The sequence below is a fragment of the Ewingella sp. AOP9-I1-14 genome, from assembly GCF_052375995.1.
In the GTDB taxonomy this organism is placed as follows: domain Bacteria; phylum Pseudomonadota; class Gammaproteobacteria; order Enterobacterales; family Enterobacteriaceae; genus Ewingella; species Ewingella allii.
Map to the genome: position 1 here is coordinate 38,749 of NZ_JBQSVA010000010.1, position 19,622 is coordinate 58,370.

The window sequence follows — 19,622 nt, forward strand, 5'->3', positions numbered from 1 at the left end:
CACATCCCTTAGTCAGGTTATTTTAATGCACGAATTAGCGCATCATTATCTGCGTTTTCAGCGACCCGAATATCCTGCCAGCCATACTGGCGGGCGAGGGTCGCTAAGCGTTCACTGACCACTATCAGGCTACAGCGTAGTAGCCAAGATTGGCGATAGTAATCAGGAACTAACGTATAAAGCTGTTCTAACATTTCTCCACTGGTGACCACCAGCGTATTGATACCGGCGCGCTGCCAGCTCGAGCTTTGCTCGCTGCCATCGTAATAAATCTGGCTGCGCTGATAACACTCACAGTAAGTCACTTCTACGCCGCGTTCCCGCAGCGTTTCAGCCAGCAGTTCACGTCCGCCATTGCCGCGCAAAATCAGCGCTTTTTTCCCCGCCAAATGTTGTAAATCTGGCAGGTTGAGCAGCACTTCGCTGGTTTCGCCGTCGTGTGGATAAATCACCGGCAGGCTACTCACACGATGGAAAAGCAGGCCGGTGGTGCGCCCAATCGCGTAATAATTGACGTGCTCGGGCCATGGCTGATTTACCTGCTGTAAAGCACGTTCTGCGTACTTAACAACATGCTGGGAAAGCACAAACACTAAGTCATGCTGGTTTAAAGAGGATAGCAGGTTCGGCAGAACCGCGAGTTCCCTTCCCGGCGCAAATTCAATCAAAGGGGAGTGATAGGCAACCCGACCAAGCGTTCTTAGTCTACTGACCAACAGTTCTCCAGAAGGAGAGGGGCGGGTTACCAATATACTCATTTTGGCGGATTACCTTGGTAGACTTCCTGCAGAATTTCACGGGCGCCCTTGGCCAGCAGCTCTTCGGCCAGATCAACCCCCATGCGCTCGGCGTCTGCCGTGTTGCCACGCCGTTCGCCACGCACCATTTGGCTGCCATCGGGTGCGCCGACCAGGGCGCGAAGCCAGATTTGGTCGCCGTCGATTTCCGCATAGCTGCCAATTGGCACCTGACATCCGCCTTCCAGCCGCGTGTTCATGGCACGTTCGGCCAGCACGCGCAGCGTGGTTTCGCGGTGTGCCAGCGGAGCCAGCAGTTCGCGGGTTTCGCTGTCATCAAGACGGCATTCGATACCCACGGCGCCTTGGCCCACGGCCGGCAAGCACTCTTCCGGCGTCAGCGCGGTGCGCACGCGGTCTTGCAAATTAAGGCGATTCAGGCCAGCGACGGCGAGAATAATCGCGTCGTAGTCGCCGTTATCGAGCTTCGCCAGACGGGTGCCGACGTTGCCGCGTAAATCACGAATCACTAAATCGGGGCGCTGTTCGCGCAGTTGGCACTGACGGCGCAGGCTCGAGGTGCCTACGACGCTGCCTTGCGGCAGGTCGGCGAGGCTGGCGTAATGGTTGGACACGAAGGCGTCACGCGGGTCATCGCGCTCGCAAATCGTCACCAGACCTAAGCCTTCCGGGAATTCCACCGGAACGTCTTTCATTGAGTGAACCGCGATATCCGCGCGACCGTCGAGCATGGCTAATTCCAGCTCTTTGACGAACAGACCTTTACCACCCACCTTGGCCAGCGGGGTGTCTAAAATGATGTCGCCTTTGGTGACCATCGGAACCAGTTCGACCTGCAAACCGGGATGACAGGCCATTAATTGCTTCTGAACGTACTGTGCCTGCCACAGAGCCAGCGGGCTCTGTCGGGTGGCAATTCGAATGATTTTGTCTAACATGCTTGTTACCGTTTTACTATTTCGCTGACCATCCTACCACCGACAGAGGAAAGCTGTCAGCGTAAGAAGCCATCGCGAGCATCCATCGCTTTGTGACGATAATTTGCAAACGGGCAGTAAATTGCATGATTTTGTTAAAAGGTAATAAAGGAAAGAAAGCAGCACAAAAGGGAATTGTTACGCAGGTGTTAAAGAAGTAAAATGCATAGTAGCAGAAGAATAATTGTGGTGCGTTACTTCCTTTACGGTCAATCGGCAAGGTGTTAAATTGATCACGTTTCCAGCATTTATCCGTCAACTAATTCTGCTTTTCGACAAATGACGGCTTTGGAACGGGGTTATTTCGAGACACTGGAAAATCAGGCGAAAAAGTCTTGTACTTGTATATCGAGACATTGAAGCAGAGATTGGATGCGATCAACCAACTTCGCGTAGATCGCGCCTTAGCGGCCATGGGGCCGGCTTTCCAACAGGTCTACAGTCTTCTGCCAGTTTTACTACATCACCATCATCCTTTGATGCCGGGATACCTTGAGGGTAAGGTTCCTCACGGCGTCTGCATTTTCACGCCTGATGATACTCAAAACGACTATCTTGCTGATCTTCAAGAGAAATGGGGCAGCCCGCTTGATGAGATGGCCAAGGGCGAACTGCCGATCACCGGCGTTTACTCCATGGGTAGCACCTCCTCCATTGGTCAAAGTCACAACTCAGACTTAGATATCTGGGTGTGTCACCAATCCTGGCTCGACAACGAAGAGCGCAACCGCCTGCAGGAAAAATGCAGCCTATTGGAAAAATGGGCCGCTTCGCTGGGCGTGGAACTGAGCTTCTTCCTGATCGACGAGAACCGCTTCCGCCACAATGAAAGTGGCAGCCTTGGCGGCGAAGACTGTGGTTCGACCCAGCACATTTTACTGCTCGATGAATTCTATCGTACTGCCGTGCGTCTGGCTGGGAAACGTATTCTGTGGAATATGGTGCCGGGCGAGGAAGAGGGGCATTACGACGAGTACGTCCTGTCGCTATACGCGCAGGGCGCGCTGACGCCAAACGAATGGCTGGATCTCGGCGGCCTGAGCACGCTGTCTGCCGAAGAGTATTTCGGTGCCAGCCTGTGGCAGCTCTATAAAAGTATCGATTCGCCTTACAAGGCGGTGCTGAAAACCCTGCTGCTGGAAGCTTATTCGTGGGAGTACCCGAATACCCAGCTGTTGGCGATGGACATCAAACAGCGTCTGCATCAGGGCGAAATCGTCTGTTTCGGCCTCGACTCCTACTGCATGATGCTCGACCGCGTAACCCGCTACCTCACCCAGATTGAAGACACTACTCGCCTCGATTTAGTCCGCCGCTGCTTCTACTTAAAAGTGTGCGAAAAGCTGTCGCGCTCCCGCGCTTCCGTGGGCTGGCGTCGCGAAATCCTGACCCAACTGGTCAGCGAGTGGGGTTGGAGCGAAGAGCGTCTGGCGATTTTGGATAACCGCGCAAATTGGAAAATCGAGCGCGTCCGCGAAGCACATAACGAACTGCTCGACGCCATGATGCAGAGCTACCGTAACCTGATTCGTTTCGCTCGCCGCAACAACTTAAGCGTCAGCGCCAGCCCGCAGGATATCGGCGTGCTGACCCGTAAGTTGTACGCCGCTTTTGAAGCCCTGCCGGGCAAGGTGACGCTGGTTAACCCGCAGATCTCCCCTGACTTATCAGAAAGCGACCTGACCTTCATCCACGTGCCAATTGGCCGTGCGAACCGCGCGGGTTGGTATCTGTATAACCAGTCGCCGTCGATGGAATCTATCGTCAGCCATCAGCCGCTGGAATATAACCGTTATCTGAACAAGTTGGTGGCCTGGGCCTACTTCAACGGCCTGCTGACGCCGACCACGCGCCTGCACATTAAGAGCGGCAACTTGTGCGATATCGCCAAGTTACGTGAACTGGTGGCCGACGTGGCGCATCACTTCCCGCTGCGTTTGCCTGCTCCGACGCCAAAAGCGCTCTATAGCCCGTGTGAAATCCGCCATCTGGCGATCATCGTCAACCTTGAGCATGACCCGACCGCGGCCTTCCGCAATCAGGTGGTGCATTTCGACTTCCGCAAGCTGGACGTTTTCAGCTTCGGCCAGCAACAGCAGTGCCTGGTGGGCAGTATTGACCTGCTTTACCGTAACTCGTGGAATGAAGTGCGTACTCTGCATTTCAGCGGCGAGCAGGCGGTGCTTGAAGCGCTGAAAACCATTCTGGGCAAAATGCATCAGGACGCCGCGCCGCCGGAATCGGTGGAAGTGTTCTGCTACAGCCAGCATCTGCGCGGTTTGATTCGCACCCGTATTCAGCAACTGGTGTCTGAGTGCATCGAGCTGCGCCTGTCGAGCAAACGCCTCGAGCCGGGCCGTTTCAAAGCCGTGCGCGTTTCCGGCCAGACCTGGGGATTATTCTTCGAACGCCTGAGCGTGTCGGTGCAGAAGCTGGAAAACGCCATTGAGTTCTACGGCGCGATTTCCAATAACAAACTGCACGGCCTGTCTGTCAAAGTGCAGACCGACCAGGCGCACCTTCCGGCGGTGATTGATGGCTATGCCAGCGAAGGTATCATCCAGTTCTTCTTTGAAGAGGGGAATGATGAGGTGGGCTTCAACATCTATATACTGGATGAAGCCAACCGCGTTGAGGTTTACCACCACTGTGAAGGCAGTAAAGAGGATTTGGTGCGTGACGTGAGCCGCTTCTACTCGTCCTCCCACGACCGCTTTACCTATGGTTCGAGCTTTATCAATTTCAACTTGCCGCAGTTCTATCAGATTGTTTCGCTTGATGACCGCACGCAGGTGATCCCGTTCCGCAACAACCCGCTGTCTCATCTTTGCGCCACCGTGGGCGACAACGCGCCTGAATCGGCAAAAGTGCCCCAACGCTTCCAGCTGCATTAATCTCTCCCGTTGGAGATAGGCTTTCTTCGCAGCAAACGACTAAAACCTGCGGCCCGAAATCGTCATTCCTATTGCTTTTCATGATCCACCTGCGATTATAGAGAGCTTGGTCGCATGAATTACAGGCATTCATAAAATGAAAAACGCTTTACGCTGGTCTTTGGCCGCGACATTACTCTTTTCGCTCTCAGGTTGTGGTCTAAAAGGCCCACTCTATTTCCCGCCAGCCGATGGCTCGACGACCAATAAAAACGGTCAGGTCAAAGGCACGCCGGGCGATGGTTCATCACAAGAAAATGGCGTTTCACCAGAAAAGCTCGGCACTAGAACGCGCGACTAACGGCGTGAACATATTGCGCTTCCGGTAAGATTTTTAGCGGAAAACACAGTAGATTAAGGGATCATTGCGACTGGATTTGACCAGCGGTAAGCGGAGTAAAATATGCAGTTCTCCAAAATGCACGGCCTGGGCAACGACTTTATGGTCGTCGATGCCGTCACTCAAAATGTTTATTTCTCTCCAGAATTGATCCGTCGTCTGTCCGATCGTTTTCGCGGTGTTGGCTTTGACCAACTGCTGGTGGTTGAGCCACCTTACGATCCCGAACTGGATTTCCATTACCGTATTTTCAATGCGGATGGCAGCGAAGTTGCCCAGTGTGGTAACGGCGCGCGCTGCTTTGCCCGCTTTGTTCGTATCAAAGGCTTAACCAATAAACGTGATATTCGCGTCAGTACGCAAACCGGTCGTATGGTATTAACCGTCACCGAGGACGAACTGGTACAAGTGAATATGGGCGAGCCGATTTTTGAACCTCAGCAGGTGCCGTTCCGCGCGCCTAAGCAGGAAAAGACCTATATTCTTCGCGCTGAAGAACATACGGTATTCTGCGGCGTGGTCTCGATGGGCAACCCGCACTGCGTGTTGCAGGTCGAAGATGTCACCACGGCAAGCGTTGAGCTGCTAGGCCCGCTGCTGGAAAGCCACGAGCGTTTTCCTGAGCGCGTGAACGTCGGCTTTATGCAGGTGGTTGACCGAAACTCGGTCAAACTGCGCGTCTATGAGCGCGGCGCGGGTGAAACTCAGGCCTGCGGCAGTGGCGCCTGTGCGGCAGTTGCCGTCGGCATTCAGCAGGGCATACTTGCTGAAGAAGTTCAGGTGGAACTGCCGGGAGGCAGCCTCGACATTCGCTGGAAAGGACCGGGTCATCCACTTTATATGACCGGGCCAGCCACCCACGTATACGACGGATTTATTCATCTATGAACAATCTTGACGACCAGTTAGACGCCGCCATCGAGCTAGACGATGAAAGCGTGATGCAGTATTTGCTACAAAACCCCGATTTCTTTATCCGTAACGCGCGCAGCGTCGAGCAGATGCACGTGCCGCACCCGGTTAAAGGCAGCGTTTCCCTGGTGGAATGGCAGTTGGGGCGTCAGCGTCATCACATCGGCCAACTGGAAGAAGAGATCACTTTATTGATGGAGCAGGCTTCGGTAAACGAAGCCCTGTTCGGGCGCTTAATCGATCTGCAGGCCACCCTCGCGGCGGCCACCAGTCTGCAAGATATGCTCAATCGCCTGCAACGCTGGGCGCGCGGGCTGGGCCTCGCCGGTGCCAATGTGCGTCTGTTTAGCGAAAGCTGGCGCATTGGCGCGCCGTCGGACTTCACCCATTTAGCGCTCAGCCGCAGCGCCTTTGAATCTCTGCGTATTCAACGCCTTGGCGATACCCACCACTTCCTCGGCAGCCTGAATGGCCCCGAGTTGCTGCTGGTATTGCCGCAGGCCAAAGCCGTCGGCTCCGTGGCGCTCTCCCTGATGGGGGAACAAGGCGAGCTAGGCATGCTAATTTTCAGCAGCCGCGACCCGCAACATTATCAGCCGGGGATGGGCACAGTGATGCTCAACCAGTTAGCGCGAATGCTGCCGGGCTTGCTGGAACGCTGGATAGAACGGGCATGAGCCAGCAAACTGACTCGCCGCTGAATACCGCAGTCGAGGCTTTTTTGCGTTATCTGCGGGTTGAGCGCCAGCTCAGTCCGCTCACCTCAACCAGCTACGGACGCCAACTCGAAACGCTGGTGGCTATGGCAAGTGAAATTAATATCGCCAACTGGCAGCAGTTGGATGCCCCCAAAGTCCGCATGTTATTAGCTCGCAGCAAACGCGCCGGGCTTGGCGCCGCCAGTTTGGCTCTGCGCATGTCGGCGCTGCGCAGCTTCCTCGACTGGTTAGTGTTTCAAGGCGTTTTGCCTGCCAACCCGGCGAAAGGCATTGCCACGCCGCGCGCGCCTAAGCATCTGCCGAAAAATATCGACGTCGATGAAGTAAATAAATTGCTGGATATCGACCTCAACGACCCGCTGTCGGTGCGCGATCGCGCCATGCTGGAAGTGATGTACGGCGCGGGGCTGCGTCTGTCTGAAATGGTTGGCGTCAATACGCGCCATCTGGATTTGGCCTCGGGCGAAGTGTGGGTGGTGGGGAAAGGCAGCAAAGAGCGCAAAGTGCCGATAGGCCGCACGGCGGTGACGTGGATTGAGCACTGGCTGGAGCTGCGCGACCTGTTTGGGCCGGAAGATGACGCCTTATTCCTGTCGAGCCAGGGCAAGCGTATCTCGGCGCGCAATGTACAAAAGCGATTTGCCGAGTGGGGCGTTAAGCAGGGAGTGAATAGCCATATTCATCCGCACAAGCTGCGCCACTCCTTTGCGACGCACGTTCTGGAGTCGAGTGGGGATCTGCGCGCCGTGCAGGAGCTGCTGGGCCACGCGAATTTATCGACCACCCAAATCTATACCCATCTCGACTTCCAACATCTGGCGTCGGTGTACGATGCCGCACATCCACGCGCTAAACGAGGAAAAACCTGATGAAGTTTTACCGTCCGCTTAACCGGATTGAGGCGATCAGCTTCGATTTAGACGATACGCTTTATGACAATTATCCGGTTATCCGTCGCACCGATGTCGAAACATTGAAATTTATTCAGGGCTATCACCCCGCGCTGGCGAATCTGCAAAGCGAGTTTATCCGCGAAGTGCGCGCCGAGCTGCTGGAGCAGGACGGCGAGATTTATCACGATGTTACCGAGTGGCGGCGTCAGGCGGTATTTCACGCCATGAAGCGTTCTGGCTTAAACGAAAACGAGGCCAGCGAAGGCTCCTATGCGGCGATGGAAAACTTCGCCCATTGGCGCAGTCAAATCACCGTTCCGCAGGAAAACCACGATGCGCTGGCGGCCTTAGCCAAACGCTGGCCGCTGGTGGCGATCACCAATGGTAATGCCGACCCGGAAGCCTGTGGCCTATCGCAGTACTTCCAATTTACCCTGCGCGGCGGCCCCGACGGGCGTGCCAAGCCTTACGTCGACATGTACCAAACGGCGTCTGAGAAGCTCGGCATCCCCCTTGAGCAGTTCCTGCACGTCGGCGATGACCTGACCACCGATGTCGCCGGTTCAGTAAGCTGCGGCATGCAGGCCTGCTGGATAAACCTGCGCGAAGGCAACCTGATGCAGGTCAAAGATGCCCGCCTGCTACCCCACATTGAGATTTCGCAGTTGGCATCGCTGACAGCATTGCTATAATCCCCTCATTCTCTGTATAAATTCACAGTAGAAAAGCGTCCCCCGTGGATGCTTTTCTCATCCAGACCTACGGTGCCTATGGACGTTTCTGACCTGCTCGACAGCTTAAATGAAAAACAACGTGAAGCCGTGGCCGCGCCGCGCAGCAATCTGTTGGTGCTGGCGGGAGCGGGCAGCGGCAAGACCCGCGTGCTGGTACACCGCATTGCCTGGCTTTTGTCGGTAGAGAACTGCTCGCCGTATTCCATCATGGCGGTGACTTTTACCAACAAAGCCGCGGCGGAGATGCGTCATCGTATCGATCAGCTGATTGGCACCAGTCAGGGCGGCATGTGGATCGGCACCTTCCACGGTCTGGCGCATCGCCTGCTGCGCGCCCACCATCTGGACGCCAATCTGCCGCAGGACTTCCAAATCCTCGACAGCGATGACCAGCTGCGCCTGTTGAAACGCATCGTTAAAGCATTGAATATTGACGACAAACAGTGGCCGCCGCGTCAGGCGATGTGGTACATCAACGCCAAAAAAGACGAAGGTTTGCGCCCGCAGCACGTCGAGACGTACAACAATCCGGTGGAAGCCACTTGGCTGCGCATCTATCAGGCTTATCAAGAGGCCTGTGACCGCGCCGGGCTGGTGGACTTCGCCGAGCTGCTGCTGCGCGCCCACGAGCTGTGGCTCAACAAGCCGCACATTCTTCAGCACTACCGCGAACGCTTTACCAACCTGATGGTGGACGAGTTTCAGGACACCAACGGCATTCAATATGCCTGGATCCGCCTGCTGGCAGGCAATAACAATAATGTGATGATCGTTGGCGATGATGACCAGTCAATCTACGGCTGGCGCGGCGCTCAGGTCGAAAACATTCAGCGTTTCCTGAAAGATTTCCCTAACGCGCACACCATTCGCCTTGAGCAGAACTATCGCTCCACCAGCAACATTCTGACCGCGGCCAACACCCTGATTGCCAACAACAGCGGGCGAATGGGTAAAAATCTGTGGACCGAAGACCCAGAGGGTGAGCCGATTTCCCTCTACTGCGCCTTTAACGAGCTGGATGAAGCGCGTTTCGTGGTCAACCGTATCAAGACGTGGCAGGACAACGGCGGCGCGCTGAAAGATTGCGCTATCCTCTATCGCAGCAACGCCCAGTCGCGCGTGCTGGAAGAAGCTTTACTGCAAATGGCGATGCCTTATCGCATCTACGGCGGGCAACGATTCTTCGAGCGTCAGGAAATCAAAGACGCCTTAGCCTATCTGCGCCTGATGGCCAACCGCAATGACGACGCCGCCTTCGAGCGCGTGGTCAACACGCCGACGCGCGGCATTGGCGATCGCACGCTGGACGTGGTGCGCCAGACTGCCCGTGACCGACAGCTGACCATGTGGCAATCCACCCGCGTGCTGCTGCAAGAGAAAGTGCTGGCGGGCCGCCCCGCGGCGTCATTACAACGTTTCTGCGAACTGGTTGACGCACTGGCCCATGAAACTGCCGATATGCCGCTGCACGTGCAGACGGACCGCGTGATTAAAGATTCCGGCCTGTTCATGATGTATGAGCAGGAGAAGGGCGAGAAAGGCCAGGCGCGAATTGAAAACCTTGAGGAACTGGTGACGGCGACGCGCCAGTTCAGCTATCAGGATGAAGATCAGGACCTGATGCCGCTGCAGGCATTCCTCTCCCACGCCGCACTGGAAGCCGGTGAGGGGCAGGCCGATGCCAATCAGGACGCCACGCAGCTGATGACGCTGCACTCGGCAAAAGGTCTGGAGTTCCCGCAGGTGTTTATCGTCGGCATGGAAGAGGGCATGTTCCCAAGCCAGATGTCGCTCGACGAGGGCGGCCGTCTGGAAGAAGAGCGCCGTCTGGCCTATGTCGGCGTAACCCGCGCCATGCAAAAGCTGACGCTGACTTACGCTGAAACGCGCCGTCTGTACGGCAAAGAGGTGTTCCACCGGCCTTCGCGCTTTGTGGGCGAACTGCCAGAAAACTGCGTCGAGGAAGTCCGCCTGCGCGCCAGCGTGTCGCGCCCGGTCAGCCATAAACGCATGGGAACGCCGGTCAGCACCAGCGATACCGGCTTTAAACTCGGCCAGCGCGTAATGCACCCGAAATTCGGCGAAGGCACTATCGTTAACATGGAAGGCAGCGGCGAGCACAGCCGCTTGCAGGTCGCGTTCCCCGGCGAAGGGATCAAGTGGCTGGTTGCGGCCTACGCAAGGTTAGAGGCAGTAAGCTAACTTACCGGCAATCTTGAGTTCGGGCAGTGTTCGACATCCTCATGGCCTCTGTGTCCATTCCGGTGTCTACGCGCTGGCCGAACTCAACCTTGCTGCGTCGTTAACGCTTACTCTGTGGCAGACTAGACAGCAAACACATCCCCAATTTCGGCATTCGCATACCATTCCAGTGTCGCTTTGACGCGCTCGTCGCCCTCTGGCGCAGAGCCCGGCAGGTAATCTTCTTCGGTGACCGGCTGATAGGCGCCGTGCTTCACTTCAAAAATCACGCCGCCTTCATCCAGCGACAGAACGCTATGCCACGTATTGGCGGGGATCTCCAGCAGGCGAGTCTCACCGCCGAGCCACAGGCGGTCGGCGACTTTGCCTGATTCGTCATAGGTCAGCACCAAGAAACGGCCACGCAGCGGGGTCAGCAGCTCCCAGGTGTGCGGGTGGCGATGGATGCGTACGTAAGTGCCCGGCTCCATGGCGATGGCCAGACGCTGAACCTCGTCTTCCGGTGCAGGATGAATGTTAAGGTTCTGACGCAGGCGCGGGGAGTTGGTCGCCTTGGTGATTAAGTCACACAGGGTGTCTTGGCTAATCTGTTTAATCATCGGAATTCCTGTACCGCGAGTGGCGGTGAAGCACGAAAAAGAATTGCCCGAGTGTAGCCAAAAAGCGGGCATCACATAAGCCTGTGAGGGGCGTTAGGGCGCTGAGAAAATTATGCCTAAATGTTGCAAAATTCGTTTTGTTCTTTGTTGACACTGTTTTTCTTCTCGGCGTAACATGCGCGCACTAATATCAATGAGGAACTGCGCCTTGGACACACCCAGTAGATACTGGCTCGATAACCTGTTCTTAAGGTACCACTTCTAAGGCTATCCTCAATGCTGATAGCCTTAGTGGTTGTCGGCGACCCCCGTCTGTCGCTGTGAGTCGGATCTGAATTTGGTCTGAAACGTACTGGTGACTTTCAACCCCCGTATTTTTCTGTGCTTCAATGCGTTGTCCACACCTGTCACCTTAGGGAGAACGGACACATGCTGAGTGCTTTTAAGTTAGAAAACAGCCGCTTATCCCGTTTGGAACTGGAAGAAGGCGAGCCGGACGACCTGAAAACGTCGTTATGGGTTGACCTGATTGAACCCGATGAGCAAGAGCGTGAGCGCGTTCAATGTGAGCTAGGCCAAAGCCTGGCGACCCGTCCAGAGCTGGACGATATCGAAGCATCGGCCCGTTTCTTCGAAGATGAAGACGGCCTGCATATTCACTCCTTTTTCTATTTCGAAGATGCCGAAGACCACGCGGGCAACAGCACCGTGGCGTTTACTATTCGCGAAGGGCGTCTCTACACCCTGCGCGAGCGTGAACTGCCCGCGTTTCGCCTGTACCGCATGCGCGCCAGAAATCAAAAGCTTGGCGACGGCAACGCCTATGAGCTGCTGCTGGACCTGTTCGAAACCAAAATCGAACAGCTGGCGGATGAAATCGAAAACATCTACAGCGATCTAGAAAAACTTAGCCGGGTTATCATGGAAGGGCATCAGGGCGACGAATATGACGCCGCGCTCTCTACCTTGGCGGAGCTGGAAGACGTGGGCTGGAAAGTTCGCCTCTGTCTGATGGATACCCAGCGTGCGCTAAACTTCCTGGTGCGCAAGGCTCGTCTGCCAGCAGGTCAGCTGGAGCAGGCGCGCGAAGTATTGCGCGATATCGAATCCCTGCTGCCGCATAACGAATCCCTGTTCCAGAAGGTCAACTTCTTGATGCAGGCGGCGATGGGCTTTATCAATATCGAGCAGAACCGCATCATAAAAATCTTCTCGGTGGTCTCGGTGGTGTTCCTGCCGCCAACGCTGGTGGCATCAAGCTACGGGATGAACTTCGAGTTCATGCCGGAATTGAAGTGGAGCTTCGGCTATCCGGGCGCTATCAGCTTGATGATTCTGGCCGGACTCGCGCCTTACCTGTACTTCAAACGTAAAAACTGGCTGTAAGTTTTTATCAGCCAGCCTCTCGGGGCTGGCGGTTTGCCTCCCGCGAAAATCCCCTTTTTCCCGCAGATGTTCTAATTCTGTTAATAGTTTTTATGCTAAAACTATGCCTCCGCTTATGCCGATGTAGATTCAAACCATGTTGATGGAAAAGATTGCTCCCTGGGGCCAGTGGACGCTGCTGGTGATCTCCTCGCTGATCCTCGGCTTTATTTTTCAGGCTTTCCACGTGCCTGCCGCCTTGCTGCTCGGCCCGATGATTATCGGCGTTCTGATGGGTTTGCTGGGAGCCACGGTGCGAATTGCGCCGATCTTCTTCAAAATCGCACAGGGCATTCTGGGCTGTATGATCGCCCAAAGCCTCTCTCCCTCGATTATTCCTCCCTTGCTCAATGACTGGCCGATGGTGCTGCTGGTGCTGATCGCCACGCTGATGGCCAGTGGGCTGTCGGGCTGGCTGCTGGTGAAATTCAGTAATTTGCCGGGGCCGACGGGGGCCTGGGGCTCATCGCCGGGCGGGGCCAGCGCGATGGTTGCCATGGCGGGAGATTTCGGCGCAGACGTGCGTTTAGTGGCTTTCATGCAATATCTGCGCGTGCTGTTTGTCGCCACGGCCGCCGCCTTTGTGGCGCGCATGAGCCTCGGAGACAGCGCCTCGGCCGCCGCCGCAGTGGTCTGGTTTCCGCCGATTGACTGGCGCTTTGGCGTAACGCTGCTGCTGGCGCTGGCGGGCGTCTGGCTGGGGCCGCGCTTGCGCATTCCCTCCGGCGCGCTGCTGCTGCCAGCCTTCGTCGGCGCGGTGTTGCACTCAACCGGCACCATGACGCTGCAAGTGCCTGAATGGCTACTGGCGATTGCCTACACGCTGATTGGCTGGAGCGTCGGTTTGCGCTTCACCCGTCCGATTTTCAAACTGGCGTTACGCACGCTGCCGCAGATGATTGCTTCAATCATTGGCTTGATGGTGCTCTGTGGCGCGATGGCGTGGCTGCTGACCAAAGTGCTGCACGTGGATATGCTGACGGCCTATCTGGCAACCAGCCCCGGCGGGCTGGACACCGTGGCGATTATCGCGGCGGGGAGTAACGTTAATTTGGGCTTCGTGATGGCCATGCAGACCTTGCGCCTGCTGACCATCATTGTCACTGGCCCGGCGATGGCGAGGTTTATCTCGCGCAGCGCCAAGCCTGCTTCCTCAGCGCCTTAACCGACGCTGGGTGTAGAGGGCGTCGGCGATGAAGCATGCCAGCCCGGCCCAGATAAAGCCGAAGGTGATCATCATGGACGCCGTGACCTGCTCGCCGTAGAAAATCGCCAGCAGGAACATCAAGGTCGGAGCAAGGTATTGGAAGAAGCCCAGCGTGGAGAGCTTCAGGCGCGTGGTGGCCGCGGTGAAGAACAGCAGCGGGATAGTGGTAATGATGCCCGCCGAGATAAGCATCAGGTTCAGCGACCACGCGTTGGCCGTCAGGTGGCTGGTGGCGCTGTCCGCCAGCAGGAACAGGTAAATAGCCGCCACCGGCAGCAGCCAAAGCGTTTCAATCAACATGCCGGTTTGCGCGTCCACCCCCATCTTCTTGCGCAGCAGGCCGTAGAAGGCGAAGGTCATCGACAGCGCCAGACCAATCACCGGCACCGAGCCAAACACCCACACCTGAATCAGCACCCCAATCAGGGCCAGCAGCACCGCCACCCACTGCATTCTTCGGAATCGCTCTCGCAAAAACAGCATGCCGAGCACCACATTCACCAATGGGTTGATAAAATAGCCGAGACTCGCTTCCAGCAGGTGATTGTTATTGATGGCCCAGATATAAATCAGCCAGTTACTGCCGATTAATAGCGCAGTCGCCAGCAGGAGCATCAGGGTTTTGGGCTTTTTCGCCACGCGGCGGACGTCGCCCCAGCTGCGGCTCAGAGAGAGCAGGGCCAGCATAAAGAAGAACGACCAGATAACCCGGTGAGTCAGGATCTCCGGCGGCGGAACTTGATGGATTAACTTGAAGTAGACCGGGGCGATCCCCCAGATGAAATAAGCGACGAAGGCGAAAATAATGCCCTGTCGAGTGCGCTGTGCGTCCATGTTCATGCTCGAAACGAAAGTGAGGCGACAAGTCTAACTGAATCTTGCCGCCGCGAGTTTAGGATATGTTCAGGCTGTGATTTAGCCAACCAGATAGGTGGCGTTGGCGGTGGCGATGTGAACGCCGCTGTCGCTGTGCAAATCCACGCGTGCGACCGAGACTTTATTGCCCGCGCGAATAAGCTTGGCACTGGCGGTAAACACCTCGCCACGCCCCGGACGCAGGTAGTCGACGCGCAGATCAATGGTGCCCATTTTGGACAGGCGCTGGCGCATTTCGTCTTCCAACAGCGGGTGGTCTGGCTTATCGCGGCGAATCAGGGAGCTGGTCACGCACACTAGCCCGGCGGCCACGTCCAGCACGGCGGCAATCACGCCCCCGTGGAGGATCTTCTGCGCGGCGTTGCCGACCAGCCGCGTCTGATGGGTGAAGGTCAGCTCGGCGCTGTCCCCGTCAAGATGTTTGAGTTCAAGGCCCAGCTCGCGGTTAAACGGCATATCGTAAACGAAAATTTCGCCAATGAGCTGGCGAGCAGCCTCGTGGCTAAGAGATGCGGACATGACAATTTCCTGAAGGGTGTCGCGGTGAATACCGGTTTGAATGTTAATAGATTGTAGATTTTAGGCCTTGGTATCATTGATTTCCATACGGTAAGTGCTAAATCTAATCAATCCTCAGCCATTGTAAGTTTTTGTGTAGAATAGCTTCGCCTTCTGGGGCCAGGATAGGAAGCCGCCAGCGGGCAGGCAAGAGATAACTCTATAAAATCAAAGCCGTTTACCGGCACCTACTTTTGAGTGGAGACATAATGCGTAAAAATTGGGCTGTTGGGGCAACCTTGATGGTAATGCCTGCGTTGGGCTATGCGGCAGAAGCGACAATTCAGGAAGTGCACGATAAACCTAGCGTTCGTGGCAGCGTTATCGCCAACTTACTGCAAGAGCATGACAACCCTTTTACGCTTTATCCTTACGACACCAACTATTTAGTTTACACCGACACCAGCAGCATCAATAAAGACGCCATTAAGTCTTATGACTGGGCAGACAATGCTCGCCATGATGAAGTTGAGTTCCAACTTAGCCTCGGTTTCCCGATTTGGCGCGGCATTGCCGGTGATAACTCCCTGCTCGGTGCGTCTTATACGCAAAAATCGTTCTGGCAGCTTTCTAACCGTGCGGAATCTTCCCCTTTCCGTGAAACCAACTATGAGCCGCAAATTTTTATCGCCTGGGCGACAGATTATCAGTTTATGGGCTGGACCCTGCGCGAAGCCGAGTATGGTGTAAATCATGACTCCAATGGCCGCTCAGACCCGACCTCGCGCAGCTGGAACCGCGTGTATGCACGCTGGATGGCACAAAATGGTAACTGGCAGTTAGATCTTAAGCCTTGGTATCGCATTCCCGAAAGCGACAAAAACGATGACAACCCGGACATCACCAAATACATGGGTTACTACCGTCTGAAAGTGGGCTACGCGCTGGGCGAGAGCGTCATTAGCGTTGAGAGTCGTTACAACTGGAACACCGGCTACGGCGGCGCTGACGTGGGCGTAAGCTACCCGATCACCAAGCACATGCGCTTCTATACCAAAGTCTTCAGCGGCTACGGCGAGTCATTGATTGATTACAACTACAAGCAGACTCGCGTCGGTGTTGGTATTATGCTGAACGACATTATGTAATTTACCCGTCATACTTCAAGCTACAGGTTGCCCTAAGGCGACTCGCAGGATTTAGGGTAATGATAAGTGTACATTCTCGGTGTCTCTTTAGGCGCCGGGCGGTTTGAACAGTTGGGGAATTGAGTGTCTACGGCGGCAGTGATAAACAAAGAAGAGCTGGCACAGCAGGTATTACGCGATACCTTCGGTTATCAGCAATTCCGACCGGGTCAGCAGACCATCATCAATGCGGCTATCTCCGGACGAGACTGTCTGGTGGTGATGCCCACGGGTGGCGGTAAGTCACTGTGCTATCAAATTCCCGCGCTGGTGATGGACGGCCTGACGCTGGTGGTCTCTCCCCTCATCTCGCTGATGAAGGATCAGGTCGACCAACTGATGGCCGCCGGGGTTGAAGCCGGTTGCCTCAACTCGACGCAAACTCGCGAACAGCAGATGGACGTGATGGCCGGCTGCCGCACTGGCCGCATCAAAATGCTCTATATCGCCCCTGAGCGCCTGATGATGGGCGACTTTATGGAGCAGCTACAGCAGTGGAATCCGGCGATGCTCGCCGTGGACGAAGCGCACTGTATCTCCCAATGGGGTCACGACTTCCGCCCGGAATACCGCGCGCTGGGCCAGCTTAAGCTGCGTTATCCGCAGCTGCCGGTGATTGCGCTGACCGCCACCGCCGACGAAGCCACCCGCAGCGACATCGCTCGCCTGCTGGAGCTCAACGACCCGCTGATTCAAGTTAGCAGCTTCGACCGCCCTAACATTCGCTATACCTTGGTGGAGAAGTTCAAGCCGCTGGACCAGCTGCTGCGCTTCGTGCAAGACCAGCGCGGCAAAAGTGGCATTATCTACTGCAACAGCCGGGCGAAAGTCGAAGACACCGCCGCACGTCTGCAAAGCCGTGGCTTGAGCGTCGGGGCCTATCACGCCGGTTTGGACAATGAAACCCGTGGCAATGTGCAGGAAGCCTTCCAGCGCGATGACTTGCAAATCGTGGTGGCGACCGTGGCGTTCGGCATGGGGATTAACAAACCCAACGTGCGTTTCGTGGTCCATTTCGACATTCCGCGCAATATCGAATCCTATTACCAAGAAACCGGCCGCGCTGGGCGTGATGGCCTGCCCGCAGAAGCCGTTTTACTGTATGACCCGGCCGACATGGCCTGGCTGCGTCGCTGTCTGGATGAAAAGCCAGCCGGGCCGCAGCAGGACGTCGAGCGCCACAAGCTCAATGCGATGAATGCCTTTGCCGAAGCTCAGACCTGTCGGCGCCTGGTGCTGCTCAACTACTTTGGCGAAGGCAAGCAGAACGCCTGCGGCAACTGCGATGTCTGCCTTGATCCGCCAAAACGCTATGACGGCTTGCTGGACGCGCAAAAGGCGCTCTCAGTAGTGGCGCGCGTCGGCCAACGCTTTGGCTTGGGCTATGTGGTTGAAGTGCTGCGCGGCGCAAATAACCAACGAATTCGCGAGTATGGGCACGACAAGCTGACGGTTTACGGCATCGGCAAAGAACAGAGCAACGAGCACTGGACCAGCGTGGTGCGCCAACTGATTCATCTCGGCATGATCATGCAGAACATCGCCATGCACTCTGCTTTGCAACTCACTGAGGCTGCGCGCCCGGTGCTGCGTGGTGAAGTGGCTCTGCAACTGGCGGTGCCGCGAATTCAGACGCTGAAAATCAAAAGCAGCAACAGCCAGAAAACCTATGGCGGAAATTACGACCGCAAGCTTTTCGCCAAATTGCGCAAGCTGCGTAAAACCCTGGCCGATGAAAATAACGTGCCGCCTTACGTGGTCTTCAATGACACCACCCTGCTGGAGATGGCCGAGCAGTTACCGGTCAGCCCAAGCGACCTGCTGGATATCACCGGCGTCGGCCAGCGCAAGCTCGAGAAGTTTGGCAGACCATTTATGGCGATGATTCGCGATCACATTGATAATGGCGACGAGTGATCGGGGCTCTTTCTTTATTTTTCCACACTGAGTACGAGCTATGTTAATTCTGTTTTTGACCGTGGCGATGGTGCATCTGATTGCGTTAATGAGCCCAGGCCCTGACTTTTTTTTCGTTTCCCAAACTGCCGCCAGCCGTTCTCGTAAAGAGGCGATGATGGGCGTGGTGGGGATTTCACTCGGCATCGTGGTGTGGGCCGGTGTTGCCTTGATGGGCCTGCATTTGATTTTGCAGAAAATGGCGTGGCTGCATGACGTCATCACCATCGGCGGCGGCATTTACCTGTGCTGGATGGGGTGGCAGTTGCTGAAATCTGCCCGCGCCAAGAAGCAGGCTGGCGTGGAAGCCGAGGTAGAAAAGCCGGTGCAGCTTCCCGCGCGTGGCCGCACCTTTATGCGCGGTTTCCTGACCAATCTGTCTAACCCGAAAGCCGTGATTTACTTCGGCAGCGTGTTCTCGCTGTTTGTGGGTGATGACGTGGGAAGTGGCGAGCGCTGGGGGCTGTTTATCCTGATCATCGCCGAGACCTTTGCGTGGTTCTCCGTGGTGGCGATGGTGTTTGCAATGCCTGTGATGCGCCGTGGTTATCAGCGTTTAGCGAAGTGGATTGATGGCGTGGCGGGCGTGCTGTTCACCGGTTTCGGCATCCACCTGATTATTTCTCGTTAAGACTTCATCTTGCCTGCGCGCAGCCAACTGACTGCGCGCATTTTGCCTAACGTGTTGTGCTAACTAGGCTTTTCTGGCGCTTGCCAACAACACCGCGACTAAGATAAACAGCGAACCGAAGATACGGTTAAGCAATTTCATCTGTTTGGCGGACTTAATCCAGCCCGAGATATGGGTAGCGAGCATGGCGTAGCCGCTCATGACGATGATATCCACCACAATGGTTGTCACGCCCAGCACCATGTACTGACCCGCCTGTGGCGCTTCTGGCAGGATGAACTGTGGGAAGAGTGCGGCAAGAAACACGATGCTTTTCGGGTTGGTCAGATTCACAAATACAGCCCGTTTGAATAGCCGATTCGGCGACAGCGTTTTCGCCATGGCATTGAGGTCTACCGCGCCCGCCGCTCGCCATTGGCCGATACCCAGCCAGATCAGATAAGCCGCGCCGAACCACTTCAGCACTTCAAATGCCATGACCGACTGCGAAACCAGCGTGCCCAAGCCGACGCCAACCACCACAATATGGCAGGCCAAGCCGATTTGCTGGCCGGCAATCGAGAACACCGACCCACGATAGCCGTGACTAATACCGGTGCTCATGGTGTTTATCGCACCCGCGCCGGGGGAAAGACTGAGAATGATTGTGGTAAGAAGATAGGTTAACCACCAGTGCAACGTCATCGAGCGACTCCCTGAACAGACCATTGTATGGCACAATACGCTATTGTCTAAAAACGGACAATTAACTTAATTCACCTTCCTGTAACGGGGT

At 55.8% G+C, this 19,622-nt stretch carries 18 protein-coding genes; 12 read left to right on the plus strand and 6 right to left on the minus strand.

The annotated features are described in order from the left end of the window. Positions 1-17: 17 nt before the first annotated feature. On the minus strand, positions 18-758 hold the full coding sequence (gene hemD, locus ACT3RT_RS20375; RefSeq protein WP_353504377.1) for a uroporphyrinogen-III synthase: 741 nt from the start codon (positions 756-758) through the stop codon (positions 18-20). Beyond that, positions 755-1,696 (minus strand): hydroxymethylbilane synthase, encoded by a 942-nt coding sequence (gene hemC, locus ACT3RT_RS20380; RefSeq protein WP_496203638.1) that lies wholly within the window; start codon positions 1,694-1,696, stop codon positions 755-757. The genes hemD and hemC overlap by 4 nt, the downstream gene beginning before the upstream one ends. Positions 1,697-2,070: 374 nt before the next feature. Here hemC and ACT3RT_RS20385 point away from each other — a divergent pair, with 374 nt between their 5' ends. From ACT3RT_RS20385 to uvrD, 7 genes are all read left to right on the plus strand, one after another. Beyond that, positions 2,071-4,629 (plus strand): class I adenylate cyclase, encoded by a 2,559-nt coding sequence (locus ACT3RT_RS20385; protein WP_353504379.1) that lies wholly within the window; start codon positions 2,071-2,073, stop codon positions 4,627-4,629. Positions 4,630-4,765: 136 nt separating this feature from the next. Next, positions 4,766-4,969 carry an LPS translocon maturation chaperone LptM gene (lptM, locus tag ACT3RT_RS20390; RefSeq protein WP_353504380.1) on the plus strand — a complete coding sequence of 68 codons (204 nt, stop codon included), beginning with the start codon at positions 4,766-4,768 and terminating at the stop codon, positions 4,967-4,969. A 102-nt stretch (positions 4,970-5,071) separates the two neighbouring features. Continuing rightward, positions 5,072-5,896, plus strand: coding sequence for a diaminopimelate epimerase (dapF, locus tag ACT3RT_RS20395; RefSeq protein ID WP_185688847.1), 825 nt, complete (start codon positions 5,072-5,074; stop codon positions 5,894-5,896). Beyond that, positions 5,893-6,597, plus strand: coding sequence for a DUF484 domain-containing protein (locus tag ACT3RT_RS20400; protein WP_353504381.1), 705 nt, complete (start codon positions 5,893-5,895; stop codon positions 6,595-6,597). The genes dapF and ACT3RT_RS20400 overlap by 4 nt, the downstream gene beginning before the upstream one ends. Continuing rightward, positions 6,594-7,508 (plus strand): tyrosine recombinase XerC, encoded by a 915-nt coding sequence (gene xerC, locus ACT3RT_RS20405; protein WP_353504382.1) that lies wholly within the window; start codon positions 6,594-6,596, stop codon positions 7,506-7,508. The genes ACT3RT_RS20400 and xerC overlap by 4 nt, the downstream gene beginning before the upstream one ends. Beyond that, entirely contained in the window at positions 7,508-8,224 is a 717-nt protein-coding gene (gene yigB, locus ACT3RT_RS20410) for a 5-amino-6-(5-phospho-D-ribitylamino)uracil phosphatase YigB (protein ID WP_496200947.1), read from the plus strand. The genes xerC and yigB overlap by 1 nt, the downstream gene beginning before the upstream one ends. Positions 8,225-8,302: 78 nt before the next feature. Continuing rightward, positions 8,303-10,468: a DNA helicase II gene (uvrD, locus tag ACT3RT_RS20415; protein ID WP_496203639.1), complete on the plus strand. Its 2,166-nt coding sequence runs from the start codon at positions 8,303-8,305 to the stop codon at positions 10,466-10,468. Between the two features lie 122 nt (positions 10,469-10,590). On the opposite strand, the gene ACT3RT_RS20420 is transcribed toward uvrD, so the two are convergent. Then, a complete protein-coding gene (locus ACT3RT_RS20420) occupies positions 10,591-11,067 on the minus strand; it encodes a WbuC family cupin fold metalloprotein (RefSeq protein WP_353504385.1) in 477 nt (158 codons plus the stop codon). Positions 11,068-11,496: 429 nt separating this feature from the next. On the opposite strand from ACT3RT_RS20420, the gene corA reads away from it, so the two are divergent. Both corA and ACT3RT_RS20430 read left to right on the plus strand, forming a co-directional pair. Continuing rightward, positions 11,497-12,453 carry a magnesium/cobalt transporter CorA gene (gene corA, locus ACT3RT_RS20425; protein ID WP_034794805.1) on the plus strand — a complete coding sequence of 319 codons (957 nt, stop codon included), beginning with the start codon at positions 11,497-11,499 and terminating at the stop codon, positions 12,451-12,453. 142 nt (positions 12,454-12,595) lie between these two features. After that, entirely contained in the window at positions 12,596-13,657 is a 1,062-nt protein-coding gene (locus ACT3RT_RS20430) for an AbrB family transcriptional regulator (RefSeq protein WP_485903946.1), read from the plus strand. On the opposite strand, the gene rarD is transcribed toward ACT3RT_RS20430, so the two are convergent. Further along, the gene (gene rarD / locus ACT3RT_RS20435) at positions 13,646-14,533 is read right to left on the minus strand and encodes an EamA family transporter RarD (protein ID WP_496200946.1); all 888 of its coding nucleotides are present in this window, start codon (positions 14,531-14,533) and stop codon (positions 13,646-13,648) included. The genes ACT3RT_RS20430 and rarD overlap by 12 nt on opposite strands. A gap of 81 nt (positions 14,534-14,614) precedes the next feature. Beyond that, entirely contained in the window at positions 14,615-15,094 is a 480-nt protein-coding gene (locus ACT3RT_RS20440; RefSeq protein WP_486033842.1) for a thioesterase family protein, read from the minus strand. 248 nt (positions 15,095-15,342) lie between these two features. On the opposite strand from ACT3RT_RS20440, the gene pldA reads away from it, so the two are divergent. The 3 genes from pldA to rhtC all read left to right on the plus strand — a co-directional run bounded on the left by pldA (position 15,343) and on the right by rhtC (position 18,847). Beyond that, positions 15,343-16,221, plus strand: coding sequence for a phospholipase A (gene pldA / locus ACT3RT_RS20445; protein ID WP_034794811.1), 879 nt, complete (start codon positions 15,343-15,345; stop codon positions 16,219-16,221). Positions 16,222-16,344: 123 nt separating this feature from the next. Continuing rightward, positions 16,345-18,177 (plus strand): ATP-dependent DNA helicase RecQ, encoded by a 1,833-nt coding sequence (gene recQ, locus ACT3RT_RS20450; protein WP_353504387.1) that lies wholly within the window; start codon positions 16,345-16,347, stop codon positions 18,175-18,177. Positions 18,178-18,217: 40 nt separating this feature from the next. Then, positions 18,218-18,847 (plus strand): threonine export protein RhtC, encoded by a 630-nt coding sequence (gene rhtC / locus ACT3RT_RS20455; protein WP_496203640.1) that lies wholly within the window; start codon positions 18,218-18,220, stop codon positions 18,845-18,847. 63 nt (positions 18,848-18,910) lie between these two features. Here the strand turns inward: rhtC and rhtB are convergent, their stop codons facing one another. Continuing rightward, positions 18,911-19,531, minus strand: coding sequence for a homoserine/homoserine lactone efflux protein (gene rhtB / locus ACT3RT_RS20460; protein ID WP_034794819.1), 621 nt, complete (start codon positions 19,529-19,531; stop codon positions 18,911-18,913). Positions 19,532-19,622: the final 91 nt, after the last annotated feature.